The sequence below is a fragment of the Nocardia sp. NPDC003183 genome (genome assembly GCF_053590715.1).
Genome location: NZ_JBSFTG010000001.1, coordinates 17303 through 44114, shown reverse-complemented (window position 1 = coordinate 44114; position 26812 = coordinate 17303). Strand labels below are relative to the sequence as shown.

Below are 26812 nucleotides of genomic sequence, written 5' to 3'. Positions count from 1 at the left end.
ACCTCTTCGTTCGCGTCACGATCACAGCCTCCCTGCCCGCGAACGCTCGATCGACTCAGCCCCCGAGGACGTATGCATGGGTATCGCACTGACCGACGAACACCGCGCGCTGGCCGAGGTCACCCGGAAGTTCGCCACCGACCGCGCGGTGAGACAGGCGGCGCGCGAACTGCTCGACGCCGCGACAGAGGACCCGCCCGCGTTCTGGGCGCAACTGGCCGAGCTGGGATTGCTCGGTCTGCATGTGGACCCGGCGTACGGCGGTTCCGGATACGGGTTGCCCGAATCGGTGGTGGTCGTCGAGGAGTTGGGCCGTGCGATCGCACCGGGATTGTTCGTCTCGACCGTGATCACCTCGGCGGTGGTGGCGGCCGTTGGCAGTACCGAACAGCGCGAACGTTTCCTGCCCGGACTCGTCGACGGAACAGTCACCGCCGCAGTGGGCTTCGGCGGCGAGGTCACCATCGACAACCGGGGACGCGCGCACGGTCGCGCGGGAATCGTTCTCGGTGCCGATTCGGCGGAACTGCTGCTGATCTGCGCCGGAGACGACGTGGTGATCCTGGAACGCGCTGCCGCGGGCATCTCGGTACAGACACCGTCGAATATGGATCCGACCCGACGGAGTGGACGCGTGGTCCTCCATGACGTCTCGGTCGAGCCGCACCAGGTTCTGGCCGGAGCACGCGCCGCCGCGGTGGCGCGGGCGCGGCTGTTGTTCGCCGCCGAGGCGGCCGGCGGGGCAGGCGATTGTGTCGATGCCGCCGTCGGCTACGCCGCGATCCGCACGCAGTTCGGGCGACCCATCGCGACGTTCCAGGCGGTGAAGCACCATTGCGCGAACATGCTGGTGGAGGCGGAGTCCGCGGTCGCGACCGTCTGGGACGCCGCACGCGCGGCAGCCGACGATGAGCGTCAGTTCCAGTTGATGGCCGCGGCCGCCGCGACGATCGCGCTGCCCGCCTATGTCCACAACGCCGAACTGAACATTCAGGTGCACGGTGGAATCGGGTTCACCTGGGCCCACGACGCACACCTGCATCTGCGGCGGGCGGTGACGCTACGCGCCCTCATCGGTGGTGACGCGCCCGCCGCCGATGTCTTCGCCCTGACGTCGGCCGGGGTCGACCGCACCAGTACCGTCGACCTGCCCACGGAAGCCGACCAGGTGCGCGCCGAGATCCGTGGGGATGTCGAGCGCATTGCCGCGATGGACGAATCGATCCGCCTGCCGGAGTTGATCGCCACCGGTTACGTCATGCCGCACTGGCCGAAGCCATGGGGCCGTTCGGCCACCGCGGTCGAGCAGGTGGTGATCGACGAGGAGTTCGCACGGGTCCGACTCAGGCGACCCGACTATTCGATCACCGGATGGGTCGTTCTGACCCTGATCCAGCACGGGACGCCGAGCCAGATCGACAGATTCGTCGACCGGGCGCTGCGCCAGGAGGAGGTGTGGTGCCAGTTGTTCTCCGAGCCGGACGCCGGTTCCGACGCGGCCGCCGTGAAAACCAAGGCGACGCGGGTCGACGGCGGCTGGCGAATCACGGGCCAGAAGGTGTGGACCAGCGGCGCGCACTACAGCCGGCGCGGTCTGGCCACCGTCCGCACGGACCCCGGCGTCGCCAAACACGCGGGCATCACCACGATGATCGTCGACATGACGGCTCCCGGCGTACAGGTGCGACCACTGCGCATGCTTCTGGGCAGCTCGGAATTCAACGAGGTGTTCTTCGATGAGGTCTTCGTGCCGGACGCCGACGTGGTCGGTGCCGTGAACGATGGTTGGGCCGTCGCGCGAGCGGCGCTGGGAAACGAGCGGGTCAGCATCGGCGGTGGCTCGGGCACCGGCAACGCAGACTCCGGCACGCTGCTGCGCCTGGTCGAGCGGCACCGATCGCGCTCGGCCGATACCGACGTCCGCGTGGGCCGATACCTGGCGCAAGCCCACGCCCTGCGTCTGCTCAACCTGCGCCGTGCCGTCCGCAGCATCGAAGGAGCAGGCGCGGGCCCCGAGGGCAACATCACCAAACTGAAAGTGGCGCAACACTTCAGCGAGTACGCAGCCATCACAGCGATGCTGCTCGGCCCCGATATCGCACTGGCCGACGGTGACGCCGCCATGGCGGGGCTCATGTTGCTCGGCGCCCGAGCGATGAGCATCGCGGGCGGCACCTCCGAGGTGACCCGGAACCAGATCGCGGAACGCATTCTCGAAATGCCACGCGATCCGCTCCTGCGCTGACAGACATCTTCGTACCGTTGATCCAACACGCTGGCGATAGGGCAATGGTTTCACTTACGGGATAGATTGCGATGTGTATTTCCATACCCGCTCTGATCGCGGACGTACGGAGCTGTAGCCGAGCCGGAACCCGCCCGAACAGCAGATGGCCGCCACTCCGCATTCGAAGTGGCGGCCATCGGCGACTGTCCATCGACAAGGATGGCGGCGAATCTACTTGGGCTGGAAACGCTGCCCGCCGTCGATACGCACGACTTCACCGTTGATATACGGATTCTCGAGCAGATGCTGAGCCAGCAACGCGTATTCGGCAGGTGCGCCGAGCCGCTTCGGGAACGGCACCGCCGCAGCGAATTTCGCGAGCTTCTCCTCGCCGAGGAAGTCCATGATCGGGGTGTGCATCGTTCCCGGAGCGATGCTGTTCACCCGGATGCCCACCGCACTGAGGTCGCGAGCGCCGGTCAGAGTCAGCGAGATCACACCGCCCTTGGCCGCCGCGTAGGCCGACTGACCGATCTGGCCCTCGTAGCCGGCGATGGAGCTGGTCATGACGATCGCGCCGCGCTCGCCGCTTTCCTTCGGTTCCAGCTTGGCGATCTTGGCCGCGGTGAGCCGGAGCACGTTGTAGGTACCCGTGAGGTACAGCCCGATCGTGTCGGTGAAGCCCTTCAACGTGTGCGGCGTGCCGTCCCGGTTGACGACCTTCTCGAGCACTCCGAAACCACCGTGGGCGATCACCGCGTAGCGCAGCGTGCCCAGTTCGTCGGCCGCGGCGAACGCTTCCTCGATCGTCGAGTCGTCGAGCACGTCGGTGCGCACATAGACGGCCTTGTTGCCCAGTTCCTCGGCCAGCGCCTTGCCCTTGTCGTCGTTGACATCGGCGATGACAACGGCCGCGCCTTCGGCGTGCAACTTGCGCACCGTCGCGTCACCCAGGCCACCGGCACCGCCGGTCACCAGAACTACTTCACCTTCGAACGACACTGCGTCTCCTTCATTTCATGGGTTGATGATGGGTGGGCGGCTCGTCGGCCTAGGTGCCCGTCCAGTGGGGGGTCCGCTTCTCGGCGAACGCCTTCGCGCCTTCCTGCGCGTCCTTCGTCCCGAAGACCGGGGCGATGAGCTCTAGCTGCTTCTGCCACATCTCCGCGGTGCTCCACTCGGCCGCCTTGACGATGACCTCCTTGGTCACCGCGACCGCGATGGGCCCGTTGGCGGTGATCCGGTCGGCCAGAGCCAGCGCCCGATCCAGGGCCCCTCCCGGTTCGGCCACCTCGTTGACCAAACCCCACGCGGCGGCGTCGTCTGCCGTGAAAGTGTCACCGGTCAGGACCAATTCGAGCGCCTTCTGGTAGGGAATGCGCTGCGGCAGCCGCAACAGCGCACCGCCGCCCGCGACCAGACCGCGTTTGACTTCGGGAACCCCGAACCGCGCGGTTGTGGACGCGACGACCAGGTCCGTGGCCAGCACCAACTCGGTGCCGCCGGCCAGCGCGTAGCCTTCGACGGCGGCGATGATGGGCTTGACCGGTGGCTTCTCGGTGAATCCGAGGCCGCGACCGGCGACGTAGGGGTACTCCCCCGCCGCGAATGCCTTCAGATCCATTCCGGCGCTGAAGTTTCCGCCGCTGCCGGTCAGCACCGCGACGGACAGCTCGGGGCTTTCGTCGAGCTCGTCGACGGCGTCGGCGAGTCCCTGACTGACGGCGAGATTGATCGCGTTGCGCGCGTCCGCCCGGTTGATCGTGATCACCAGCGTTCGCCCGCGCCGTTCCACTAGCACTGCGTCCGACACAGATATCTCCATTCTCTCGGGGTAAGCACTCAGACTTCGATGACGAGGGCGCCGCCCATGCCGCCACCCGCGCACATCGCGGTGACGCCGATGCCGCCGCCGCGACGGCGGAGCTCGTAGATCAGGGTCGCCACCTGGCGGGCGCCCGAAGCCGAAATCGGATGGCCGAGACTGCATCCGCTGCCGGAGAAGTTCACCCGCTCCTCGTCGATGTTGTGCGCGCGGCACGCGGCGATCGGCACCGAGGCGAACGCTTCGTTGATCTCCCACAGCGCCACGTCGCCGACGGTCAACCCGGCACGGTCGAGCACCTTGCCGATCACGTTCACCGCGGCGATGCCGTTGTCCGCCGGTGTCACACCCACGTTCGCCCAGGCACGCACTGTCGCGAGAACCTCCAGGCCCGCACTCGCGGCGTAGTCGTCAGCGGTCACTGTCACCGCCGCGGCGGCGTCGTTGATGCCGCTGCTGTTGCCCGCCGTGATCGAGAACCCCTCGATTTCGGGATGCAGCACGGGCAGCGCCGCCAACCGCTCGGCGGTCGTCTCCCGGCGCGGATGCTCGTCGACGGCGAAATCGAGGACCGAGCCGTCGGGCTGGGCGACCTTCAACGGCAGGATCTCGTCGGTGAATCTGCCCTCGTCGATCGCGGCGATGGCGCGCTGATGCGACCGCAGTGCCCAGTCGTCCATTTCCTGACGGCTGATCCCGACCTTCTTCGCGGTGTTCCAACCGACGGTGATCGCCATGTCCATGGTGGGCGCGTCGGGAGTTTCCGGGTGCGACGGGGGAATCCACGGCTCCTTGAATTCGAGCTCGGGCCCCGACCCCGGCACCCGCCACTTCATCAGGGGAGCCGTCGACAGTGATTGCACGCCACCGGCCACGATCACCCGTTCCATCCCGACACCGATGTGGGCGGCCGCGTTCGCGATCGAGGTGAGACTGCCCGCGCAGTGCCGATTGACCGCTTGGCCGGGCACGTTCAGCATCCCCGCGGCCACGGCCGCGTGGCGGGCGAGGTCGCCGCCGCCGTAATTCAGTTCGGCGAGGATCACGTCGTCGATGTGGGTCGGGTCGATGCCCGAGCGGCGGACGGCCTCGGTGAGGATCTCGATGGCGAGCGTCTCCGACGCCACATTCACGAGCGCGCCCTTGAACGATCGCGCGATCGCGGTTCGGACCGCACTGACGATGACTGGTTTGGGCATAGTTCTCAACCTCTGTGTTCCGGCCGCACCCCTCGGTGCGGCCTCGTGTGTATTCCGATGAATTTCGAGTCGTGTTCTGTGCGCACGGCGCCGGTATCGGCGGCCAGGTGAGGCACAGGTATTCGGTCAGTCGATGGTGAAACGGATCGGCAAATGCTTCAACCCACCCACGAACGTCGTCGCCGTCAACTCCGGCTCCCCCGCCAACTCGATCGACTTCAAACGCGGCAACAACTCCCCCAGGAACTTGCTGATCTCCATCCGCGCCAACCCCGCACCCAAACAAAAATGCACCCCGTAACCGAACGCCACATGTTTGTTCGGCTCACGCCCGATATCGAACCGGAAGGGATCTTCGAAAACATCCTCGTCACGATTGGCCGAAGCGTAGGACAGCAACAACGAATCACCGGCCGGGATCGACACCCCGTTGACGACCGAATCCTCAGCAGCGGTACGCATGAACGCCTTCACCGGCGTCACCCACCGGATGATCTCTTCGACAGCGCCCGGCATCAGACCTGGATCAGCCCGCAACCGATCCAACTGATCGGGATGTTCGATCAGCGCCCGCACACCACCCGAGATACTGCTACTCGTCGTATCGTGGCCCGCGGTCGCGATAATCGCGTAATACGAAACAATGTCCACATCTGACAAAGGTTCGCCGTCGATCTTCGCGTTCGCGATCATCGATGCAAGGTCATCGGTCGGGTTCGCCCGCCGCGATTCGGTCAGCGCCTGGAAGAAGGTGAACATCTCGACCAACGCGTTCATCGCCTCATCCGGGGGCGTCGACCGCTTCAATTCGTCGTCGTCACTTCCGACCAATTCCTGAGTCAACTTCAACATCAACGGAAAATCGGACTCGGGTACCCCGAGCAACGACATGATCACATACAGCGGGAAATTCACCGCGATCTCGGACACGAAATCGCACTCACCACCGGTGTCTCGCATCCGATCCACGTATCGCTTCGCGAGCTCCTCGATCCGCTCACCCATCGCCTTCATCGCCTTGGGCGCGAACCACTCCGCCGCGATCGCCCGCACCACGCGGTGCTGCGGGTCGTCCATATGGATCAGCGTCCGAATCCCCACGGCGGCTTGCATCTCGTCGGACTCCGCCGTCATCAACACCGGACGCGGCCAGTTCGTGAACCGACGATTCGCCCGCTCCACCGCCATCACATCCGCGTGCTTGGTGATCGCCCAGAACGGTTTGTATCCCGCCACTTCCACGCGCGCGACCGGCTTGTCCGCCCGCAACGCGGCCAACGCGGCGTGTAAGCGCGGCTCGTCGGCGTAGGCGGCAGGCTCGGCCAGAACGTTCGCGGCCTCATCAACGATCGGCATTCCTATCAGCACCTTTTCCGTTCCTCGGCCGGCATCCCGGCACTCGCCCCATCGCACACACAGAGCGTGCCGAGGACGTTGTCTCGCCCACAAGACTGATTTATAGTTACCCTTACTGTCAAGCTTTCTGTAACAGATGCCGTATCGGGCATCAGAACGGTGGAACCCATGGTCGCCCAGCAGCGCAGGATCGTCGTCGTCGGAGCAGGGTCCGGCATCGGAGCGGCGACCGCGACGCACTTCCACGAGCGGGGAGACCACGTCCTCGCGGTCGACCTGCACGCGAACGACACTCCGGCCAGTCAGCACGAACAGTGCGACCTGCGCGACGCGGGCGAGATCGCGGCCCTGCTGGGGCGCATCGGGGCGGACTGGGACGCGCTGGCCTACGTCGCGGGCGTGCCCGGCACCGCGCCCGCGGCCGATGTCCTCGGGGTGAACTACCTCGGCATGCGGCTGTTCACCACCGGCATGCTGGGGCTGTTGCGCCAGGGCGGCGCGATCGTCACCGTGGCCTCGGTCGCCGCCCTCGGCTGGGAGCAGCGAATCGGCGATCTCGCGGGCCTGCTGGCGGCGACCGACGCCGACGCCGTGGCGCGGTGGCAGGCGACGCAGGACCCCGCGTACCCCGTCTACAGCACGTCGAAGCAAGCGTCGATCATCTTCGCCAAGCGCCTGGCCCCGACCGCCTGGCAGAAGTTCGGCGTCCGGGTCAACTCCGTCAGCCCCGGCCCCACCGAGACGCCGATTCTCACGGACTTCGAAGCGTCGATGGGTAAAGAAGTGCTCGACTCGGTCAAGGCCACCATCGGCAGGCACGCCACCGTGGCCGACATCGTTCCCGTGATCGCGTTCCTCGCGGGACCCGAATCCCGCTGGGTCAACGCCCAGGACATTCACGTCGACGGTGGATTCGTCGCCCCGCTGACCGTCGGCCCGCCCATCGAACTCTGACCCCGTTCCGCCCCTGCGGCACCACATGCTGTGGTGTCGCAGGGGCGGTGGGATCGCAAGATGTCGTGCCGAAACCTCGGACGCCACCACGAGATCGGTGCCGTCCGAGGTCGTTCGATCAGAGTTCGGTGACCTGTTCACGCGCCCAGCGATAGTCCGCTTTCCCGGCCGGGCTACGGCTGATCGCGGAACGGAAGACCACGGCCTTGGGCAGCTTGTAGCGGGCGAGCGACTGCGCCGCGTGGCCTACCAGCTCGTCGAAATCAGCGGTCGCCTCGGCCACGAGTTCCACCACCGCGACGACCTCTTGACCCCATCGCTCGTTCGGACGCCCGACCACCAGCACATCAGCGACCGCGGGATGGGAGACGATCGCGGACTCGACCTCCTCGGCGAAGATCTTCTCGCCGCCGGAGTTGATGGTGACGGCATCGCGACCGAGCAGTTCGATCGTGCCGTTCTCGAGGTGGCGCGCACGATCACCGGGCAGCACGAAGCGCACGCCGTCGATGACAGGGAACGTCGCCGCGGTCTTGGCCGCGTCGTCCTTGTAGCCGAGCGGGGTGAACTGACGCTTCGCGAGCCAGCCGAGACCGTCATGGCCGGCCTCCAGGACGGTGCTGAAATCCTCGGCGACGACCCTGGTGTCCAGGCCCGCCGAGAATGTTCCGGTCGAGACGAAGCCCGCCGCCGAGACATGATGCAACTGGGTTCCGGTTTCCGACGATCCGACGCCGTCGAGCACCACCAAACCCGGCACCGCCTCGATCCACTGCTGCTTGAGCTGCGGCGTGAGCACCGCGCCACCATTGGCGAGCGCGGCCAGCGAGGACACATCGGCGGTCTTCGATTCCACCGCGGCGAGCAGCGGTCTGGCCATGGCATCGCCCACCACGATGGCGATCGCGACGCGTTCGCGCTCGATCGTCCGCACGATCTCCGCGCCATCGATCCGATCCACCACCGGGGAGAACACAATGGATTGACCGGTCGTCATAGCGGTGAGCACCGCCCACTGCGCCGCACCGTGGATCAGCGGCGGCAACAGCATGAGTTTGACGCCGGGGTTGGCCGCCGCGCGCGCGCCGATCTCCTCGTAGGAACTCACCTGCGTGCCGGTGTTGATGTCGCGCCCGCCGCAGGCTGCCATGTAGATGTCGTGCTGGCGCCACAGCACGCCCTTCGGCATCCCCGTGGTGCCGCCGGTATAGAGCACGTAGAGATCATCCGGTGAGGGCGTCACCGGCGGGTCCACCGGTTCCGTTGCGGCGATGATCGTTTCGTAGTCGACGGCCCCGTCGAGCAGTTCGTTGCCGGAATCGTCGGCGATCTGGATGAGGACACGCAGATGCGGCAGATCGGACCGGATCTCGGCTACCCGCGGTGCGAAGGTCGCGTGGTAGACCAGCGCTGTGGCGCCGGCATCGGCCAGCAGGTGCTGGAGCTCGCTCTTGACATAGCGGTAGTTCACATTGAATGGCGCCACGCGCGCGCGAAACGCCCCGATCAAACTCTCGACATACTCGTTGCCGTTGTAGGCGTAGATGCCGAGCAGGTCCTGACCGACCTCGTGGGGTTCGAGCTCGGCACGCTCGGTGTGACATCCCAGCCCCTGAGCATGCAGGTAAGCCGCGAGCCGCCGGGATCGTTCGGCCACTTGCGCGTAGGTGTGCCGGTGGTCGCCCTGGATGATGATGTCCCGATCCGGGAGCGCCGCGGCGGCAGCGTCGGCGGCGCCGACAAGAGTCAATTGCGTCGAGTCGGACCCGGTCGCGGAAGGGGACAACGTAACTCCTCGATAGTCGGTGGTGCGCTCACGCACGCCCGTAGGTTGTGGTGGAAGTAGTGGAGACGGCGTCTCAGCTGGTCGGCTCACGTCGAGGCAGGCGTCCACGCACTCGACGTCCCGCACGCCAGCGCGCGGCCCGCAACGCCAGATCGATGAATTTCGCCGTCCGCGGATCGAAGGGCGGCGCCGCTCTGCCGGTGATGGCGAACGGGAGATCGGTCCCCGCCACCGTGCGCAGGTGACTGAACGTGTCGAAGCCGGTCTTCCCGTGATAGGCGCCCATCCCGCTGTGCCCGACACCGCCGAAGGGCGCGTTCTCGGAGAACATGTGGATCGCGAATTCGTTGCGCGCGATCCCGCCGCTGCGGGTGCCGTCGACGAACTTGCGGAAATCCTTGCGGTCCGGACCGAACCAGTAGGCGACCAACGGCGAAGGCCGCGCGTTGACGTAGTCGATCACGTCGTCGAGATCGGTGTAGGGCCGAATCGACAGGACCGGACCGAAGATCTCTTCGGTAGCGATGCGCATGTCGTCGTCGACGTCACGGATCAGCGTGGGCGCGATCTTCCGCGCGACCGGATCGGGCAACTCCTCGCCCGCCGGTGCGAGTGATTCCACCCTGGCCCCCCGAGCTCGGGCATCGTCGACGAGGGCGAGCACCCGGTCGTAGTTGGCGGTGTCGACCGAGGCCGTGTAGTCGTCGTTGTCCAGGATCGACGGGAACATGGCGCGCAATTCGGTGCGCAAGCTGTCGACGAATCGCTCGATCCGGCTCGCTGGAACGAAAACATAGTCGGGACAGACACAGACCTGGCCGCCATTGACCATTCTGGCGCGTGCGATCCGGTTCGCGGCACGGTCGATATCAGCGTCGGGCCCGACCACGATGGGATTCTTGCCGCCGAGTTCGAGCGTTACCGGGACCAGATTCTCGGCGGCGGCGCGCTGCACGAGGCGACCGACTCCGGTCGACCCGGTGAAGAAGAGGTGGTCCAGCGGCAGCCGGGTGAAAGCCGCGCCGATGTCGGGCCCGCCGGTCACCACCGCGAGTTCGTCCTGGTGGAAATAGCGCCCAGCCAGCGAGCGGGTCAGTTCGGCGGTGTGCGCGGTGATCTCCGACATCTTGATCATCACGCGGTTGCCCGCGGCGAACGCCGAAGCCGCGGGCACCACGACCAGTTGCAGCGGGAAGTTCCACGGGCCGACGATGCCGACCACCCCGAGGGGCGAGGGATGGATTTCGGTGCGAATGCCGTACAGCCGGGCGAGGCGGTTCGGCCGGATCGGACGCATCCATCGCTCGGTCTGTGATCGGGTGTGCTCGAAAGCGGTGAGCATCCCCATGATCTCGGCGAACAGCATCCCGGTCCGCGATCGCGTCCCGAAATCGCGGGACATCGCCTCGACGAAGTCGTCGATATTGTCCAGGACCATGGCCAGCAGCCGGTCGATTCGGTCGCGTCGCACGGCCGCCGATGCCGGGCCCTCACGCAGGAATGACTGGCGTTGTCGTTCCAGGATCGCGACCAGCTCATCCGGGTCTGTCGATTCACCGGTTCGACCGGCTTCACCCAACCCGACAACCTGTGACATCCGCGCCTCCGCACTCACATCGAACCCGCTGCCGCTCACACAGATATATTGACAACAGATATCGTTCCAGTAATACCAACTGTAACAGCGACGCTCCCGCCCGCACAGTGTTTGCGCGGGCTGGGCGTGACCAGCGCGGAGGTCAGGGCAGCGCCACCCGGCTCGCGAGCCAGCGACCATCGACGAGCTCCATCGTCATCATCACCCGGCTGCGGTCCACCCGAGGATCGGGCGAGGCCGTGTTGGTCACCGTCTGGTCGACGAACAGGATCGCCTCGACCTTCGTCGGCGTCGCCGACTTCACCGCCGCATCGAGCACCGTCCCCTTGCCGGTCGCCTTGTTCTCCAGCAGCAGCTGACGCAGCTGCCCGCTCGACCGCGTATAGGTGTCCTTGAACTCCCCCGTCGACCCGTCGAGCACCGCGGTGAAATCGCGGTCGAGGTTGCCGGAGTCGACGCTGGTCAAGGTCACCGCGTACGCCCGCGCGGCATCGAGTCCGGCCGCGGCCGCGGCGTCGGTGTCGTTGTCCTGCTTCAGCTTCCACCCGAGGATCGCTGCGGTGACCACGGCCACCACCGCCACCAGCGCGAGCAGCGGGATGCGGATCTTCTTCCAGATCACGGTCGCGATCATCCGACGGATCGCCCACTTGGACGGCATCACGAATTCGGGTTCGGCGGCCGGGGTCGTCGCGTTCGCGGCAGGGTCCGCGGCCTGGTCGGCGGACTGCGCTTGACTCGTCTCCACTGGGACGTCGGTGGTCGGCTCGTCAGCGGTCGGGTTATCGGTGGAGTCGGTCTTCTGGTTCATCTCGGATTCCTCATCGGGGTGGAGCGGGAACCGTCTGGCCGGACTCGGCCAGCGGCAACGGCAGGGGCAACGACCAGGGGCCGATCGGCGTGGGGTCGGCGGTGCGATCGGCCGACTCGCCCGCGGGCGGACGGCCGGGCAGGCGTTCTCCCGGCGGGCGCGGCGCGTTGTCCGCGCCGCGGACCAGGATCGACGGATTGCCGTCTGGGCAGTAGGTATAGAGATACGGTTCGGAATAGTCACCGACCGACGGCGGCTTGCGCGGCAGGTCGTAGACGCAGGTGTAGCGCGGATAGAGGCTGACCAGCCCCCAGAATCCGCCGTCGTGCATCACCGTCGCCAATGCGTCGAGGGCCGATCCGGCACGCTGAGTCGGGAAGAAGAACTCCCGCATGGCCGGTACTCGGGTGTTCGTCACCTGAGCCACCGTCGAGAGGTTGCTCAACAGACCGACCATCGCGGCGGAATTGTCCGCCAGCACGGTGTCCAGGGCGGTGAGCGTCCCCGGCGCCGCGTCGAGGAACTCCGGGAAACCGCCGGTCTTCACCTCGACGCCACGCATGAAGTGCGCGGCGTCGGCGGAGAACCGTTGCAGCCCTGTCGATCCACGGCCCAGGGTCGAGAGCACGGTCTTGCTGTCGTGTATCAGCGCGACGGTCTGCGGGAGCACCGAATCCAGCGTCGACACCAGAAAGATCCCGCCGTCGAGGAGGTCGGTGAGCTTGCGCGGTCCCTCCGGCCCGACGCCGAGCTCCGCGACCACGGCGGCGAGCTGGGCCGGATCTACTTGCGCCAAGCTCGAATCGAGCGTGCCGAGCATCTGCCACAGCGGTGTGGGCGTGGAGGTCTTGTCCGCGGAGATCTCCGCGCCGTCGCTCAGATACGGCCCGGTCGAGCGCGTGGGCCGGAAGTCGAGGAACTGCTCGCCGGCCGTGGACAAACTCGTCACGTCGACCGTGCCGTCGTCGGGCACCCGGACATCGGCGTCGATGCCGGCCACCGCGACCACGCCGCCCGGTTCGAACTCGACCGACCGGACTTCACCGATCGGCACACCGCGCAAGGTGACGTCTTGGCCGGGCAACAGTCCACCGGACTGGGTCAGATGCACCCGCACCGCGATCGTCGAGGCCGAGGGATCGAAGCCGAGCGCACCGAACACCAGATAGGTCGCACCGGCGACCGCGACCATGGCCAACGCCACCGCGGAGAGCGCGAGTCGGTAGGGATGTCCCCCGCGCACCCCGCCGACCAGCAGTCGCGCGGGCAGATCCGCTACCGTCGAGCCGAGTGCGGCGAGCCCGCCGACGGCGCTCATCGGCCGGGTCCGAGGACGCGCTCACGCAGTGCGAGCAGGGTGTAGGTGAGCGAACCGACCAGTGCCTGCCAATCGCTCGCGTCGGGTATCCGGTTGCCGGGATCGGCCTGGTGGCCGGGGTCGGCGAGCGCCCCGATCGCGAAGTCCTGCAGGTCGACATTGCCGTGCGCCGAGGTTCCGCTGGAGAGCCTGATGATGGTCGGCAGCATGGCGTTCATCGCGGCCAGGCTCGCGTTCGGATTCAGGATGGCGTCGTTGAGCCCCGCGGAGATCTGGTCGAGATTCGCGATCAGCCCGCCGATCTCACCACCGCGAAGAACCGGGAACTTCGCCAGTTGAGCGCTGACATCGTCGACCTGCCGCACGAGTGCTAGCGCCTGCTGCGCGTTCGCCTCGATGACGGTGGACGCGGGACCCACGGCACTGATGAACTCGTCGATCACAGTGCGGTGCGTGGCCAATTCGCTGACCAGCCGATTTGTTTCGGTCAGCGCGAGCCGGATGTCGTCGGAACGGGCGGCCAGGGCCGTGACCAGCTGGGTGGACTGATCCAGCAGCCCACCGAGGTTGTCGCCTCGATCGCCGACCGCGCGCCCGAGTCCGTTCACGACGCTGGTCAGATTGCGGATGGCACCGCCGTTGACCAGCAGCGAGGCCGTGGTCAGCAATTCTTCGACGGTCGCCGCGGCCGAGGTCTCCGGCAACGCGATGGCATCTCCGTCGCGCAGCGCGGCGGTCGAGGGTGTGGCATCGATCGGTGCGTCGAGCGCCACGTAGACATCGCCGAGCGGGGTCGCGGTGCGCAGCTGCGCCCGAGTGCCGACCGGCAGTTCGACATCGGCCCGAATACGCAGCGCCACCTTGGCTTTGTAGTCGGCGACAGACATCTCGGCTACCTCGCCGACGTCGGCGCCCGCCAGCCGGACCTTCGCCTTCGCCGGCAGGTTCAGCGCGTTCGCGAACGTCGCGTTGATCGTGTAGCCGGACTCGCCCGACCCGGGTGCCGACAGCGGCAAGTCGTCGAGCCCGACGCCACATCCGGTGGTCACCGTGACCACGGCGAGCGCCAGCGCCGCCGTCGTCAGCACGGAATTCCTGGTTCTCATCGAGGCAACCTACTCATCGCTTCCAACATGTCGGTGATACCGAAATCGGGTCCGAAATCCTGCAGAGTTCCTGTGCTGCAACCCAGTTGGCGCAGCCCGAGGATGTTGCACACCTCTTTGACCATCTGCCCGTCGAAGGCGACCCGGTCGAGGAGCGCGTGGATGCGCGCGCCGCCTGCCTCCTGATCGACCGCGTTGTAGCCGTTGGCCAGCAACATCGGCGTCAGGTCGAGGAATTCGGCCAACTGGTCGCGATAGTCGGCGAGCGCCTTGACAACGGTTCCCGTGTCGGCGACCGCGTGGCGCAACGGCTCCCGATTGGCCATCAGCAGATCGTCGGCTTGCCGCATCACCGCGGTGATCTGCGCGCCGGTAGCGCCCGATCCGATCTCGAGCTGGGTCAACATCTCACCCAATTGCCCCGAGGCAGCGCCGAATTCGCGAATAGTCTGATCACCGTCGGCGGCCGCAGCGACCAGTACCGACAGCTCCTGCGTGATCTGGGTGACCGAGTCTCGGGTCCCCGCTCCCGCGTCATCACCCAGGCGCAGCGCCCGCGACAATTCATCCATGGTCGCGCGCATCTGCTGCCCATTGCCGCTGGTCGCCGACGAGGCGACGGCGAGTATCCGTGCGATCGGACCGTCACCGGGTTGCTCGCCGCCCAGCTCACCGGACAGGCCGTCGGCCATGGCCAGCAACCGATCCACCCCTACCGGCGTTCTGGTGCGCTCCAATCCGAGTGTCGTCCCGTCGCGCAGCATCTCCCCGCCCCGATACACGGGGGTGAACTCCACGTGCCGGTCGGTCAGGACCGAGGTCGATACCGTCACCGCCATCGCGTCCGCGGGGATCTTCGCTTCGCCGTCCACCCGCATGGTCACCTCGACGTAGGCTCCTCGCGGCACGATCGTGGTGACCTCGCCGACCGGCATCCCGAGTATCGCGACCGTGTTGTCGACGTACAGTCCTGCGGCACTGTCGAAATGGGCCACCACCGTGATGTCGTCGGGTCCGCTTCGCATCGGCGCGCTCGCGCAACCGACGAACCCGAGAACTGCGAGCACCGTGACGACCCGCACCAGCTTCATCAGTGTTCTCATCGACAATCTCCGAAATACTGTGGCAACTGGGCTAATTCGGCGTGTCCGCTCAGGGCGCACATCCACGAGTCGACGAGCACACCGCCGGGCGCGTTGAAGTCCACCGAGTTTCCGTTGCCGGAGGCGTTGGTCAGGTTGCGGACCGCGACGGGCAGGATCTGCAAGGTATTGCGCAGCAGGTCGTCGTGGCGGGCGAGGCTGCCGAGCAGCCCGTTGAGTCCGGTGAGTAGTTGGTCGATATCCGCCCGGTCATCGACGACGATGCCGCGGACCTGCTCGACCAGTCGAGTCGTCGCCGACATCAGCAACTCGATCGCTTGCCGCCGGGAAGCTATGTCGGTCAACAGGTCTCGACCCATACCGACGATCACTTCGACATCGGACTGCTGGCTGTTGACCATGGCGGTCAACTCACGCACCCCGGTCAGCAAGGAACCCAATTCGTTCCGGCGGCTGCCCAGAATGCTCGACAACGTCCTGATATTGGTCAGCACGCCGGGAAGGACGGCCGGCACGCCGTCGAGCTGCGTGGCCAGGGTGTCGAGGGAGCGGCTGATCTGCGCGGCGTCGACCTGTTCGAACGTGGTGGTGGCGTTCTCCAGCGACTGTTGCAGATCGTAGGGAACAGCGGTGTGCGACAGCATGATCCGACGATCACGCAGCTCGCCGGGACCGGCCGGGCGCACCTCGACATAGCGGGCGCCGAGCAGCGTGGTCAGTTTGATCGCGGCGGTGGTCTCCGTGCCGAGCGGTACGTCGCCGGCGATCCGCATCCGCACCACGACGCGGTCACCCACCAGCGTCTGGCCGGTCACCGCACCGACCTGGACGCCGGCGACCGTGACGCTGTCACCGACGCGCAGCCCGGCTGCCTGGGCGAACTCGGCGTCGTAGCTGCGCTCGCCGACACCGAGGGTGTTCCAGCCCAGCGCGCACGCCAGCAACACGACCAGTACGGCCAGCGCCACGAGCCCGAGCGCGCGCGGGCTCTGTTCTTCGATCGGCTGGGCGTACGAAGCGCTCAGCCGCCGAATTCGAGTCGAGAGTGTCATGAATTGCCTCACCTACAGATCGGCGATTGCTGAACGGTTCCGGCCGGGGTGGCCATTCTGACGATCGCCGGGATCAATTCCGAGAGCGCCGGGATCGCGGTGAAGCCGAGATTGCAGAGGTAGACGTTGAGGTTCGCGCCTTCCTGGCTGACGCGGGCGATGCCCTTCAACAGCGCGGGCAGGTTGAAACCCAGGTAGGCGAACTGATCCTTGTTCTGCTCGAAATGCCGGGTGAACCCAGGTTCCCGGTTCATCAGTCGCTCGAGCGCGGGCCGATCCTCGGCGACGACGGTCGCCATCCGGTCCGCGACTCCCGAGACCTCGGTCAACGTCGTCATCAGTTCGTCACGGTGACGCGCCAGCCCCTCGACGATGGTCCGGGTTCGGCTCAGCAAGGTGCTGAGTTCGGCCCGTCGGCCCGCCAGGTTCTGCACGACCTGGTTGAGATTGGTGATGACCGCGCCGAGCACCTGGTCCGGACCGGCCAAAGACTGTGCCAGCGTGGACATCTGCTCGATCAGCCGGGTCAGCGAGCCGACGTCGCCCTGCAACGCTTGCACGAGTGCGGCGGTGACATTGTCGACCTGCTGGGGATCGAGACCGCTGAACAGTGGTTCGAATCCGTTGAGCAGCGCCGAGAGGTCGAAGGACGGTTCGGTACGCTCCACCGGGATCTCCCCGTCGCTCGCGAGGACGGAGTCCACGCGGTTTTCCCCACGGGACAAACCGAGGTAGCGCTGTCCGATGACGTTCTGATAGGTGATGGCGGCCACGGTGTCGCCGTAGAGGTGCTGGGCATCTTGAACCCGAAACCGAACCCGGGCTCGGGTACCGGCGAGTTCTACCGCGTCGACACGTCCGACGCGTACCCCGGCCATCCGCACGTCGTCGCCGACCCGCAATCCGGTGGCATCGGTGAAGATCGCCGAATACGGCTTCGTCGAGCCGTCGATGCCGCGATTCAGGGTTACGAAGGTCATCGAGATGAGGGCGAACGCCACGACGAGAAAGACGCTGAGTCCGGCCACCGAACGACGATGCTGGTTCATCGTGGGGCACCTCCTGTTCCGGGGACACCGGTGGTGAGTAGTTGGGCCAGCACCTGTTCCGCGCTGTTGGCACCGCCCGCGAGCACCCGGCCGATGAGGTCTTGCATCTGCGGGGTCAGCACAGGTTTCGGCATGGTGCGGGGGTCGAGCGACGCGGGCAGCGGCTCGGCCGAGGTCGTCAGCGGCGCTGTCGCGCAGCTCGGGCCGGCGAGATCGCCGTAGCGGGGGCAGTCCGCCCGCGTGTACGCGGTGTCCGGGGTCAGCCTGATCTGGAATTTGCCGGTCCCGTTCTTGGTCTCCTCGTTCCAGAATTCGGCGAACCACACGTCCGACAAGTTCTTGATGCTGCCCACGATGGGACCGAAGTTCGAACTGCCCGCGGCGAAGACATCCAGGACCGGAGTGAGCTGATCGGTGGCCGTCACCATCTCCTCGACGTGGCGGTCCAATCCGCCGCCGACGGTCGACAACGTGGCGGTGCCCGCCGTGAGCAGGTTGCGCAGCTCGGCCTCCTGCTCGACGACAGCACGCATGGGGACGACTGCGGAATGCAGGGCATCGAGGAGATCCGGTGCCGCCGAGGCCAAACCCTGCACCGATTCGGTGAGCGCGCCCATCGTGGACGGCTCACCCGGCGGCGCGATCTGGGCGGCGAGCTCCCTGGTGATGTGGTCGAGCTGGGCACCGGCGCGCACGAGGTCGGCGCCGCGCCGGTCGGTGGCCTTGGCGACGGCGGCGAGCACGCCCACCGTGTCGCTCGTACTGATCCGCGCCGTCGCCGCCACGATGGTTCGCAGCTTGGTCAGTGCTGTCTGCAATTGCACCGTCGACAAACTCGTGTCCTGCTGGATCTGCGCACCGGCCCGCAGCGGCCGTCCAGGACCGTTGTCGACCAGCTGCACCGAAGACACCGCGAAGATGTTGCTGGGGACAACCCGCGCGGTCACCGAGTCCGGAATGCTCACCAGCAGACGAGGTTCCAGCTCGAGTCGGGCCCGATTGCGGCCGCCGTCGATCGATGGCGTCACTTCGGTGACAGTCCCCACCAGCACACCGCGGAACTTCACGTCCGAGTTGGGCGGCAGGCCGTCACCCACCTGTTCGAGCAGGGCAGTGACCTCGGCCTTCTCTTCGAAGGACCCGGTCGACTTCATGTACACGACGGTGAGCCCACCGACGATCAGCGCGAACGCGACCAATCCCCGCAAGAACAGAGACAATTTCGACGGACCGCGTCCGTCCTTGTCGAACAAGACCGACATCTCACCCTCCCAGCCGCGCGCTGGCCCCGATGCCCCACAGAGCGATGGTCAGCATGAGATTGACGACGATCATCACCGAGATCGCCGCGCGCATGGCACGGCCGGCCGCGATGCCGACGCCCTGAGGTCCGCCCGCAGCGTAGTACCCGTAGTAGCACTGGATCGTGGTGGTGAGCAGCACGAAGACAATCGCTTTGCCGAGCGAGTAGACGATGTCGGGCCCGTTCAAGACGAGCTGGAAGTAGTGACGATAGGTCCCGATCGACAGCCCACCCGACATACCGACCACCATCTCGACAGCCACATAGTTGGCCGCCAAACAGAGCAGATACAGCGGCACGATCGCTACTACGGAGGCCAAGAGCTTGGTGCTGACGAGATAGGGAATGGATCGGATCGCCATCGACTCCATGGCGTCGATCTCCTCGGAGATACCCATCGAGCCCAGCTGTGCGGTGAACCGGCAACCTGCCTGCGCCGCGAAGGCCAGTGAGGCCATGATCGGCGCCAACTCGCGCGTCGAGGCCGTCGAGGCGACCAAGCCGATCGCGGGCTCCATACCGAGCAGATGCAAGGCGTTGTAGCCTTCGAGCCCGATAATTGCGCCACCGGCCGCGCCCAGGATGATGATGACCCCCGCGGTTCCGCCGCCGACGACGATCGATCCATTTCCCCATGCGATGTCGGACAGAGTCCGCATGAACTCGACTCGATAATTGCGGAGCATCACCGGAATCGACCCGGCGGCACGCACGAAGAAGGTGAGCATGTGCCCCAGGCGCATGAATACGACGCCGAATTTCTTCGCATATGTCGTCACCGATCTGGTGCCGAACGGGTAATAGGTGGATGCCATTACAAGCCCTGCCTGGGAAACAACATCATGAACAGCTGCGTGAACAACACATTAACGATCATGAGCAACAGGATCGAGGAAACAACCGTTGAATTCACCGAGTTCGCGACACCGGCGGATCCACCCTTGGTCGTAAGACCCTTATGACAGGCGACCACCGCGACTATCGCGCCGTAGACCACCGCTTTTACCAGAGTCAAGACCAGATCCCCCACCGTGGCGAACGAGGCGAACGTCGCTACGAAACTCCCGGGCGCACCGCCCTGAGCGAAGACATTGAAGGCATAGCCCGCCACGAAACCGACGAAGCACACCACCCCGGTCAGCGAGACGCCGATGACGATCGCCGCCAGAAACCGCGGAACCACCATGCGCCGGATCACCGAGACGCCCATGATCTCCATGGCGTCCAGTTCCTCGCGGATCTTCCGCGATCCCAGGTCAGCGCAGATGGCCGACCCGACGGCCGCGGCCATCAGCAGCGCCGCCACCATCGGGGCGCCCTGCCGGATGACCGCCAAGCCGCTGGCGGCCCCCGCCAGGGAGGTGGCACCGACCTGACCGGCCAGCAGTCCGAACTGAATGGAGAGCGTGACCCCGATCGGCAGGGCGACAAAGATTGTCGGCAAGACGGCCGCTGAAGCCATGAAGGCCCCCTGCGCCAGGGTTTCCCGCACAGCCAATTTCCCCGTGAAGAGGTCGACCAGCAGATATTGCACCGTACGAACACCGAGGACGAATTGGCCACCGACAGTGCCGATGGCAACACCGGGATGCCGGTCGAGATATCCGCGGAACCATGCGGCGACCTCTCTGCTCGCCGGCATGACAGACCGCTCCGAGCTCACTGCTCGCCTTTCACGGCGCTTGTCTGCTGCCGGATCAAATCCGTTTACCATCGGTTCGCGCGTCTCCATCCGGGTAACACCGCCCAATTGCCATTCCCGAGTGTGCGTGACGTCACACGGTCTAGTCAACAGAATTCTGGAATTATTTTTCGAGCCAATTCGACCATTTAATTAAATGGCACGACAATTTGCCCGCCCAGAATAGTGGGCGAGCTCTCACTACGCATCGGCGTATATTTACGATCGACAAATAATATGCAGGGAATTCAGATTTTATGGACTGTCCGACCAGTCGGACACCCCTCCGATCGCGGCGCCGTAGGAATGTCCGTGCCGTAGCCACCAGCGTGCGGACAGGGTCCAGCCGCGACGCGAGTTCCGACGAACCATCCCACTCCTCCCGACCGCCACGCTATGACCACCATCCGCCTACCGGCTCTTACAGTTGCCACTCGACATCACCTGCCGAATCGACTCCGGACTCATGGGCGGCGTAGGTCGCCCGCAGCCGCCCGACATGACGTGAGCAAGCATACTGTATTACTTACAGTTAGTCACGCAAGAGTGCTACAGGCTGCTCGGCAGCCGTCACGGCGGGCACACCGTTCAGATCGCGGCGCCCGGCGGTGGCAACACCAGGGTGGCGATCGTCCCGCCGCCGGCCACCGGTTCGATGGTGGCGGTGCCGCCGTGCGCTTCGGCGATCCAGGCCACCAGCGCCAAGCCGATGCCGCTGCCACGACCCCCACTGACCCCGCGCTCGAACGGATTCGACGACAGCTGGGGTGCGAGCCCGGTGCCGTGGTCACGGACCCAGACCCGGCCCGCGCCGACGAAGACCTCCACCGGCACCCGCGGATTCACCGCGCCGTGGGTGAGCGCGTTCTCCACCAGATTGCGGATCGCCAGGCCGAGCAGACCTGGGTCACCCACCACGACAGTCGGTTCCGCGCGCAGCACGAGACGGTCGGCGCCGAACTCCTCGACCACCGACTCGGTCAGCTGATCGAGCAGCAGCTGCACCCGCTCCAGCGTGGCCGCCCCCGACTGTAGGCGAGCCCTGGCCAGCAGACCTGCCACCACCCGTTCCATCCTCGCGCCGAGAGCCCTCGCATCGGCCAGCACCCGTTCGGATTCGGCCGGTGTGCGTGCGCGCGGCACGGTGACGAGCCGATGCGTGGCGAGCGGAGTGCGCAGTTCGTGCGCCGCGTCGCCGAGGAAACGTTCCCTCTCCTCGACCAGCGCCAGCGCCTGACGCATGCTCCGCCCCGACAGCAGATGCCCGCCGACCGCGGCGGCCGCCACCATCACCGTGCCGCCGACCGTCAATGCCCACAGCAGGAGTGCGCGGCCACGGTCCCACGCGTCGGGGTCGGCGCCGGTGATCAGGACCGCCTCGCGGTCGGAGTCCTCCCAGCCGAAGGTCGCGGCGGCCAAGCGGACCCGGCGCCCTGCGCTGTCGATCGAATCGCGGTAGATCGTGTCGCCCGGCGCCTGGGTAGCGGCGTCCGCGGTGGCCGCGATCCCCGATTCGGCGGGCATGTGCGATCGGAGGTGTCCGTAGTGGACCGTCCAACCGCCGGTGGCGTCGGCCGTCAGCACCAGGATGGCGATCTCGCCGCCGACCAGCTCGTCACCGGGCAGATCCGTGGTGTCGACGGCGTCGTCCTCGTCGAGGTAGAGACGCGGACCCAGTCCCGTCAGCACCCGGTCGAGATCCGCGTCGAGGGCATTGTCACGGGACCGCGCGTCGATGACGGCGGCCACCAGGCCGAGCACGATCAAGCACAGCATGGTGATCGCGGTGATGAGCACCGTGAGCTCGATCCTGGCCCGGTGCAGCCGCGCCACCGCGGGACGTGGGTCGGAGGTGGCGATCAGGACTCGCACGCGACGCCGCCCAAGACGAAGCCCGCACCGCGCACCGTGTCGATCACCGGAGGGGCTCCGAGCTTGCGCCGCAAGCCTGCCATCACCGCGTCGACCACATTGGAATTCGGTTCGGCCATCTCGTCCCAGCACGCCTCGATCAGGTCCGACCGCGACACCACCGCGCCCGCCCGTGTCGCCAGCAGTTCCAGCACCGCGAATTCCTTCGGCGTGAGCGAACGCAGGATGCCCGCGCGTCGCACCCTGCGGCGCGGCAGATCGATCTCGATGTCGCCCGACCGGAGCAGCGCCGGGGTGGGATGATCGCGGCGACGGCACAGCGCCCTGACCCGGGCGGCCAGCTCGGCGAGCGCGAAAGGCTTGCCGAGATAGTCGTCGGCACCGTGCTCGAATCCGGCTATACGGTCGGACAATTCGTCGCGCGCGGTGAGCACCAGGGCAGGCACCGGGCAGCCACGCGCGCGCAGTGCCGCGAGCAACCGCAAGCCGTCACCGTCGGGCATTCCCCGGTCGACGACGAGGACGTCGTAGGTGTTCACCGAGATCTTCAGATCGGCGTCGACGAGCAGATTCACCAGGTCGACCGCGAATCCGGCTACTCGGAGCCCGGACGCGATCTCCTGGCCCAGTCCTTCGTCGTCCTCCGCCACCAGCACACGCACGAGTAGTGAGAGTAGGGCACGCCCGGCACGGGTTCGCGGCGTGGCGACCTCACGAAAATCTCACGCGCACTGAGGTTCTCTGGTCCTGCCCCGGACACCACCGGGTTGCTACGAAAGGAACACCATGAGCTTCAAGTCCGTCATCACCGCCACCGTGATCGCCGCGGCCTCCGTCGCGGGCGCAGGTCTGGCCTCGGCGGCGCCCGCCGTGCTGCACACCGGTTTCGTCGGAAGCTACGCCACCTTCGAAGCCTGCGCCGCCGACGGCGCCTCACCGACCACCGGCGGCGCGCAGTGGGAGTGCGTCGAGGTCGCCGGTGGCTGGGACCTGTACACCTACTGATCCCACCCACGGCGGTGCCGGCGGGGTACCTCTCCGCGCCGGCACCGGGGCGATCCAGTATGGCGATGGTTCTCTACTCACCCGCAACTGTGTGCGGGTGGGATGGCTTGCGGAGGGAAGAAATCTATTCGGTTCGCGTCGGATCGAGGGAGAAGGAAGGCTGCTCCGTGCGTACGGCTCCAGGACGTCGGGAGCAGCAGGTACTGGTTTCCTGATTGCAGGATGAGTTTGAGGCCGTCGTAACGGAAGTGGTAGGCGGCGTCGGGAGCTGGGCAGGTGAGTTCCACGACGCCCGGCGCCGCCAGCCCGAGGCGTTTGTCCGAATAGACCGACACGCTCGGCTGTTCGGCGAACGTTTCGACCTGCTCGATCGCTCGGCCGGTGCCGACGGCAGCCGAGTAGTCGGCTACCGCCCAGAAGAGCCCGACACCGACGAGAACGAACACAGCGCCCCATTCTCCGGCGGTGAGGACGTCTGCCGATGATTCGGTGGTGGCCTGATCAGTGCGTCTCGATCGGACGGCGGAAACGATCAGAAAGATTCCACCGACCATGCACAGGCCCGGCGCTCCGACAACCATTCTCAGCGGTGTCGAGATCACGATGGTGAGCAGTCCGGCGGCAACGAGCACGAAGCCGGCGACCATCGATGCGATCACCAGTCTGCGGCGATTCTCAGGACTGATCCGCGGCAGCGCCAATTCCCGGAACATTCTGCGGCAGAAGAGATATGCCGTGAACAGGCAGGCGCTCGCCGCGAGCGGGATGAACAGGGAATCCTGACTGCGCATCAAGTAGTCCTGGGTGGTCAGGCCAAGAGTTGTGGCGTTCACGCCGAAGTAGTCGAAAAACCAGTAGGCGTGAGACCAGCCGAAGAAGAACAGCAGTGCGGTGATCAACGTAGTGGGCGCAGCGAAGTTGCGGATCATCAGGCTGAGGCGGGACAGCCCGGTGTCTCCCGGTGCCGCCGAGGTCGAGGCTTGCGGTGGCTGCGCGGGTCGGGGAACACCCGTCGACCGGTGTGTGGCGCGTCCAGAACGCGCGGTCCCGGCGGGACGAAATCCAGAGCCCATATCGTCGTCCTATCAGTTGCCGATCATCCACCGGACGGTGCTGGTGGATGATCGGTGCCGCCGTTCGTGGCTCCGCTGTTGCCGGTGCCCGGGGCCGTCTCACCACCCCCGGACTTGCTGTTGCCAGTGCCCGCACCATCGCCGGTACTGCCGGTGCCGCCGGTGCCGCCCTCGGTCGTGCCGCCGCCAGTCTTGCCGCCGCCCTCTGTCGTAGCGCCGCCAGTCGTGCCGCCGCCAGTCGTGCCGCCGCCCTCTGTCGTCTCGCCACCGCCACCGCCACCGCCGGTACCGTCTCCGCCGCCGCTGATGGGGCAAGGTTGTTTACCGGAGAGCTGGACCGTCACGGTCGTCCCAGCCTCGACGGTCGCACCGTCGGTCGGCGAGAATCCCGAATACGCACAATCGGATTCCAGTGGCAACGTGATGGTGTAGGCGAGCTCGACACAACCCGCTGCATGGCCTGCCTCCTGGCAGGCCGACGCGAACGCGGCATCGATGCGTCCCTTCAAGTCCGCGGTGAGCGGAGAGCCCTTCTCCTGGAAAGACGGGATTTTGACCGGTGAACCCTTCGCCTGGTTTCCGCCACCCGGCTTATCCGGAGGTGGTGCGCCGCCGGCAGGAGGTGGGGAGTACGGACCTACCGGACCGCCGGGCGCGGGAGCTCCCGCGCCGTCCTGGCCGATCGGTCCACCGGGCGCGGGGCCGCTGCCAGGCGATTGCCCTCCCGGTTCCGATGCCGAACCCGTATTATTCGCGGCTGTCGGTGCGGGCGAGAGCGATTCGGGCGGGGGGCGGACGCATCCGGCCGATACCGTCGCAATCGCGGCCGCGGTCACGATCACCAGCCATCGAGGGGTGATTCCAGCGGCCGAACAAGCGCCGAGACGACCTCGACCGCGCGCTGCGTCACACCGATCGGATTCGCATCGCATCGCCCGCTCCTCTCGTGCAATGAGACGAGAATGAGCCAAGCGGGCGCGACATGCACGAGTACTCGACTACTCGCCTCGCTCACGACGGGAGTCCGATGAACGCCAGGCGGTCAGGTCATCGTGGTCCGGTCGGACACTCCCCGCCAACCACACGGCAATCCGCAGGTCGCGATGACCCTTGTCACGATGTGGCCGTCGGCGAAGATACTGACCGCGTGTGCTTGCGCCGGGTAGCCACAGGCGCCGCAGGTGCCGAAGTAGTTGAGAATCTCCCGACTGACCCCGGCATCGAAATTCGGAACCGGCTCCACATCGTGCCTTTCAGCGGTAGTAGTTCGCCCATCTCCCGAGAACGACCCGGACGAACGGACGAATGAAGAACGCGGTCCAGCTCAGTCGGAGGAAAGCGAAGACAGCTGGTCTCCCCGCGATCGTCCACCGGAGAACCGTCGTCCCCTCGGGCGTTTCGGAAAGGTCGAAGTCCATGGTGTAGGACTTGACCAGCAGCGGGATCGAGGTCTTGATGCCGGCCACACTCAGCCGGGTGTGTGGATCGCGGCGGGTGACCTGTTCCGCGGCGGCGAAGACGATGGCGTCGAGGGTGCGGACGGTTCCCGGACCACGTTCCTGGTCACGGTAGGTGACGCCGTCGATCATCGGGATCCAGGTGAAGGCGCCGTCCTCGAGTGCGGACCACACTTCCCACGGCATGGCGGCGAAGTCCTGCTCGACCGACATCTGGAAGGTCGGGCGCCGGGATTCGATCAGCCGGATCGCGTGGTCGTCGACCGGCGGGGTCTCGGCGCCGAGCAGCCGTGCGGCGCGGCGCTGCAGGACGAGCAGAACGACCAGACCGCCGACCGCGGCCACAACGAGGGCCCCGAGTGCGGTGCCGAGGAGAACGAGCCAAACCATGTGCAGCGCAGTCCTTGTCGCGGGAGTGGAGGAGTCGGGTTCACGGTGTGGTGCGCAGCATTGGCGAGGAGACTTTGCTCGTCAGCCATCGGTCGCCGGACTTCGCCAGCGACAACGTGATCGACAGCTGACCACGGCGGGGCTGCTGCTGGGTGCCGACGCTGGCGATGGACTGGTCGACGACGACGAGCGCCTCGGCGGTGTCGGTACCGCTGGTGGCGATCGCGCAGTCGACGGTGCCCGCCGTCGACTGCACTCGGCCCTGGATCAGGACTTCGCGCAGATCGGCACTGGTGGACTCGAATTCTTGTTTCCACGCGCCGGTGGCCCGGTCGAGCACGGCGGCGAAGTAGGCGTCGAGATCGGTGGCGTTGTAGGTCGACAGCACCGAGCCGTACGCGCAGGCGGCCGCCCGTGCCTCGGTGCGTGATCGCTCGAGTTCGCTCGCGCGGTGGTTCTGCCAGCCGAAGTAGCCGCCGGCGGCCGTTCCGCCGATGCCGAGGGCGACTGCCAGTGCGACCACGATCGCGGTGGTGCGGTTCCGGCTGGTGGATGGTGGTGCCGCGGTATCGGTTTCCTCGGATTCCGGCGGCGCGGGGGCTGTCGATTCGTCGGTGTCTGTCATGGAGTTCCTTTCGGTAGCAGGGG

At 66.5% G+C, this 26812-nt stretch carries 24 protein-coding genes; 3 read left to right on the top strand and 21 right to left on the bottom strand.

Going from position 1 to position 26812, the window contains the following annotated elements; translation table 11 throughout:
• Window positions 1–76: 76 nt before the first annotated feature.
• On the top strand, window positions 77–2245 hold the full coding sequence (locus tag ACWDXS_RS00210; RefSeq protein ID WP_449960355.1) for an acyl-CoA dehydrogenase: 2169 nt from the start codon (window positions 77–79) through the stop codon (window positions 2243–2245).
• A 213-nt stretch (window positions 2246–2458) separates the two neighbouring features.
• Here the strand turns inward: ACWDXS_RS00210 and ACWDXS_RS00205 are convergent, their stop codons facing one another.
• The 4 genes from ACWDXS_RS00205 to ACWDXS_RS00190 all read right to left on the bottom strand — a co-directional run bounded on the left by ACWDXS_RS00205 (window position 2459) and on the right by ACWDXS_RS00190 (window position 6607).
• Window positions 2459–3229, bottom strand: coding sequence for an SDR family oxidoreductase (locus tag ACWDXS_RS00205; protein WP_378992903.1), 771 nt, complete (start codon window positions 3227–3229; stop codon window positions 2459–2461).
• 49 nt (window positions 3230–3278) lie between these two features.
• Window positions 3279–4040, bottom strand: a complete 762-nt coding sequence (locus tag ACWDXS_RS00200) for a crotonase/enoyl-CoA hydratase family protein (protein WP_449960351.1) — start codon at window positions 4038–4040, stop codon at window positions 3279–3281.
• A gap of 29 nt (window positions 4041–4069) precedes the next feature.
• Window positions 4070–5251, bottom strand: coding sequence for a thiolase family protein (locus tag ACWDXS_RS00195; RefSeq protein ID WP_449960348.1), 1182 nt, complete (start codon window positions 5249–5251; stop codon window positions 4070–4072).
• Window positions 5252–5377: 126 nt separating this feature from the next.
• Complete coding sequence (locus tag ACWDXS_RS00190) at window positions 5378–6607, bottom strand: cytochrome P450 (protein WP_449963344.1); 1230 nt, start codon at window positions 6605–6607, stop codon at window positions 5378–5380.
• A gap of 168 nt (window positions 6608–6775) precedes the next feature.
• Between ACWDXS_RS00190 and ACWDXS_RS00185 the strand changes: the two genes are divergently transcribed.
• Window positions 6776–7561 carry an SDR family oxidoreductase gene (locus ACWDXS_RS00185; RefSeq protein ID WP_449960345.1) on the top strand — a complete coding sequence of 262 codons (786 nt, stop codon included), beginning with the start codon at window positions 6776–6778 and terminating at the stop codon, window positions 7559–7561.
• 118 nt (window positions 7562–7679) lie between these two features.
• On the opposite strand, the gene ACWDXS_RS00180 is transcribed toward ACWDXS_RS00185, so the two are convergent.
• From ACWDXS_RS00180 to ACWDXS_RS00120, 13 genes are all read right to left on the bottom strand, one after another.
• Window positions 7680–9347 (bottom strand): acyl-CoA synthetase, encoded by a 1668-nt coding sequence (locus ACWDXS_RS00180; protein WP_378992897.1) that lies wholly within the window; start codon window positions 9345–9347, stop codon window positions 7680–7682.
• 73 nt (window positions 9348–9420) lie between these two features.
• Complete coding sequence (locus tag ACWDXS_RS00175) at window positions 9421–10944, bottom strand: coniferyl aldehyde dehydrogenase (RefSeq protein ID WP_449960342.1); 1524 nt, start codon at window positions 10942–10944, stop codon at window positions 9421–9423.
• A gap of 142 nt (window positions 10945–11086) precedes the next feature.
• Window positions 11087–11755 carry a hypothetical protein gene (locus ACWDXS_RS00170; protein ID WP_449960340.1) on the bottom strand — a complete coding sequence of 223 codons (669 nt, stop codon included), beginning with the start codon at window positions 11753–11755 and terminating at the stop codon, window positions 11087–11089.
• Window positions 11756–11765: 10 nt separating this feature from the next.
• Window positions 11766–13073, bottom strand: a complete 1308-nt coding sequence (locus ACWDXS_RS00165; protein ID WP_449960337.1) for an MlaD family protein — start codon at window positions 13071–13073, stop codon at window positions 11766–11768.
• The gene (locus tag ACWDXS_RS00160) at window positions 13070–14179 is read right to left on the bottom strand and encodes an MlaD family protein (protein WP_449960335.1); all 1110 of its coding nucleotides are present in this window, start codon (window positions 14177–14179) and stop codon (window positions 13070–13072) included. The genes ACWDXS_RS00165 and ACWDXS_RS00160 overlap by 4 nt, the downstream gene beginning before the upstream one ends.
• Window positions 14176–15282, bottom strand: coding sequence for an MCE family protein (locus ACWDXS_RS00155; protein WP_378992889.1), 1107 nt, complete (start codon window positions 15280–15282; stop codon window positions 14176–14178). Before ACWDXS_RS00155 ends, ACWDXS_RS00160 begins: the two co-directional genes overlap by 4 nt.
• Window positions 15279–16334: an MCE family protein gene (locus tag ACWDXS_RS00150; protein ID WP_449960332.1), complete on the bottom strand. Its 1056-nt coding sequence runs from the start codon at window positions 16332–16334 to the stop codon at window positions 15279–15281. Before ACWDXS_RS00150 ends, ACWDXS_RS00155 begins: the two co-directional genes overlap by 4 nt.
• Window positions 16335–16342: 8 nt before the next feature.
• Window positions 16343–17383 (bottom strand): MCE family protein, encoded by a 1041-nt coding sequence (locus ACWDXS_RS00145; protein ID WP_067447068.1) that lies wholly within the window; start codon window positions 17381–17383, stop codon window positions 16343–16345.
• Window positions 17380–18645, bottom strand: coding sequence for an MlaD family protein (locus ACWDXS_RS00140; protein ID WP_449960327.1), 1266 nt, complete (start codon window positions 18643–18645; stop codon window positions 17380–17382). The genes ACWDXS_RS00145 and ACWDXS_RS00140 overlap by 4 nt, the downstream gene beginning before the upstream one ends.
• 1 nt (window position 18646) lies before the next feature.
• Entirely contained in the window at window positions 18647–19501 is an 855-nt protein-coding gene (locus ACWDXS_RS00135) for an ABC transporter permease (protein ID WP_378992883.1), read from the bottom strand.
• Window positions 19501–20328 carry an MlaE family ABC transporter permease gene (locus ACWDXS_RS00130; RefSeq protein ID WP_378993011.1) on the bottom strand — a complete coding sequence of 276 codons (828 nt, stop codon included), beginning with the start codon at window positions 20326–20328 and terminating at the stop codon, window positions 19501–19503. Before ACWDXS_RS00130 ends, ACWDXS_RS00135 begins: the two co-directional genes overlap by 1 nt.
• A 627-nt stretch (window positions 20329–20955) precedes the next feature.
• Window positions 20956–22239 (bottom strand): sensor histidine kinase, encoded by a 1284-nt coding sequence (locus ACWDXS_RS00125; protein WP_449960323.1) that lies wholly within the window; start codon window positions 22237–22239, stop codon window positions 20956–20958.
• Window positions 22227–22901 (bottom strand): winged helix-turn-helix domain-containing protein, encoded by a 675-nt coding sequence (locus tag ACWDXS_RS00120; protein ID WP_378992881.1) that lies wholly within the window; start codon window positions 22899–22901, stop codon window positions 22227–22229. Before ACWDXS_RS00120 ends, ACWDXS_RS00125 begins: the two co-directional genes overlap by 13 nt.
• 124 nt (window positions 22902–23025) lie before the next feature.
• Here ACWDXS_RS00120 and ACWDXS_RS00115 point away from each other — a divergent pair, with 124 nt between their 5' ends.
• Window positions 23026–23244 (top strand): hypothetical protein, encoded by a 219-nt coding sequence (locus tag ACWDXS_RS00115; RefSeq protein ID WP_378992880.1) that lies wholly within the window; start codon window positions 23026–23028, stop codon window positions 23242–23244.
• Between the two features lie 77 nt (window positions 23245–23321).
• Here the strand turns inward: ACWDXS_RS00115 and ACWDXS_RS00110 are convergent, their stop codons facing one another.
• From ACWDXS_RS00110 to ACWDXS_RS00095, 4 genes are all read right to left on the bottom strand, one after another.
• The gene (locus ACWDXS_RS00110) at window positions 23322–24173 is read right to left on the bottom strand and encodes a hypothetical protein (protein WP_449960318.1); all 852 of its coding nucleotides are present in this window, start codon (window positions 24171–24173) and stop codon (window positions 23322–23324) included.
• Window positions 24174–24340: 167 nt separating this feature from the next.
• The gene (locus ACWDXS_RS00105; protein ID WP_387446662.1) at window positions 24341–24826 is read right to left on the bottom strand and encodes a hypothetical protein; all 486 of its coding nucleotides are present in this window, start codon (window positions 24824–24826) and stop codon (window positions 24341–24343) included.
• Window positions 24827–25570: 744 nt separating this feature from the next.
• Window positions 25571–26164 (bottom strand): SRPBCC family protein, encoded by a 594-nt coding sequence (locus ACWDXS_RS00100; RefSeq protein WP_387446661.1) that lies wholly within the window; start codon window positions 26162–26164, stop codon window positions 25571–25573.
• 40 nt (window positions 26165–26204) lie between these two features.
• On the bottom strand, window positions 26205–26789 hold the full coding sequence (locus ACWDXS_RS00095) for a hypothetical protein (protein WP_449960314.1): 585 nt from the start codon (window positions 26787–26789) through the stop codon (window positions 26205–26207).
• Window positions 26790–26812: the final 23 nt, after the last annotated feature.

What these genes read in the sequence shown, in the direction of transcription:
- ACWDXS_RS00155 (WP_378992889.1), bottom strand. Translation starts at nt 15,282, where the DNA reads ATGAGAACACTGATGAAGCTGGTGCGGGTCGTCACGGTGCTCGCAGTT.
- ACWDXS_RS00165 (WP_449960337.1), bottom strand. Translation starts at nt 13,073, where the DNA reads ATGAGCGCCGTCGGCGGGCTCGCCGCACTCGGCTCGACGGTAGCGGAT.
- ACWDXS_RS00100 (WP_387446661.1), bottom strand. Translation starts at nt 26,164, where the DNA reads ATGGTTTGGCTCGTTCTCCTCGGCACCGCACTCGGGGCCCTCGTTGTG.
- ACWDXS_RS00110 (WP_449960318.1), bottom strand. Translation starts at nt 24,173, where the DNA reads ATGATCCGCAACTTCGCTGCGCCCACTACGTTGATCACCGCACTGCTG.
- ACWDXS_RS00130 (WP_378993011.1), bottom strand. Translation starts at nt 20,328, where the DNA reads ATGCCGGCGAGCAGAGAGGTCGCCGCATGGTTCCGCGGATATCTCGAC.
- ACWDXS_RS00095 (WP_449960314.1), bottom strand. Translation starts at nt 26,789, where the DNA reads ATGACAGACACCGACGAATCGACAGCCCCCGCGCCGCCGGAATCCGAG.
- ACWDXS_RS00185 (WP_449960345.1), top strand. Translation starts at nt 6,776, where the DNA reads ATGGTCGCCCAGCAGCGCAGGATCGTCGTCGTCGGAGCAGGGTCCGGC.
- ACWDXS_RS00140 (WP_449960327.1), bottom strand. Translation starts at nt 18,645, where the DNA reads ATGTCGGTCTTGTTCGACAAGGACGGACGCGGTCCGTCGAAATTGTCT.
- ACWDXS_RS00195 (WP_449960348.1), bottom strand. Translation starts at nt 5,251, where the DNA reads ATGCCCAAACCAGTCATCGTCAGTGCGGTCCGAACCGCGATCGCGCGA.
- ACWDXS_RS00160 (WP_449960335.1), bottom strand. Translation starts at nt 14,179, where the DNA reads ATGAGAACCAGGAATTCCGTGCTGACGACGGCGGCGCTGGCGCTCGCC.
- ACWDXS_RS00175 (WP_449960342.1), bottom strand. Translation starts at nt 10,944, where the DNA reads ATGTCACAGGTTGTCGGGTTGGGTGAAGCCGGTCGAACCGGTGAATCG.
- ACWDXS_RS00150 (WP_449960332.1), bottom strand. Translation starts at nt 16,334, where the DNA reads ATGACACTCTCGACTCGAATTCGGCGGCTGAGCGCTTCGTACGCCCAG.
- ACWDXS_RS00210 (WP_449960355.1), top strand. Translation starts at nt 77, where the DNA reads ATGGGTATCGCACTGACCGACGAACACCGCGCGCTGGCCGAGGTCACC.
- ACWDXS_RS00115 (WP_378992880.1), top strand. Translation starts at nt 23,026, where the DNA reads ATGAGCTTCAAGTCCGTCATCACCGCCACCGTGATCGCCGCGGCCTCC.
- ACWDXS_RS00170 (WP_449960340.1), bottom strand. Translation starts at nt 11,755, where the DNA reads ATGAACCAGAAGACCGACTCCACCGATAACCCGACCGCTGACGAGCCG.
- ACWDXS_RS00145 (WP_067447068.1), bottom strand. Translation starts at nt 17,383, where the DNA reads ATGAACCAGCATCGTCGTTCGGTGGCCGGACTCAGCGTCTTTCTCGTC.
- ACWDXS_RS00190 (WP_449963344.1), bottom strand. Translation starts at nt 6,607, where the DNA reads ATGCCGATCGTTGATGAGGCCGCGAACGTTCTGGCCGAGCCTGCCGCC.
- ACWDXS_RS00135 (WP_378992883.1), bottom strand. Translation starts at nt 19,501, where the DNA reads ATGGCATCCACCTATTACCCGTTCGGCACCAGATCGGTGACGACATAT.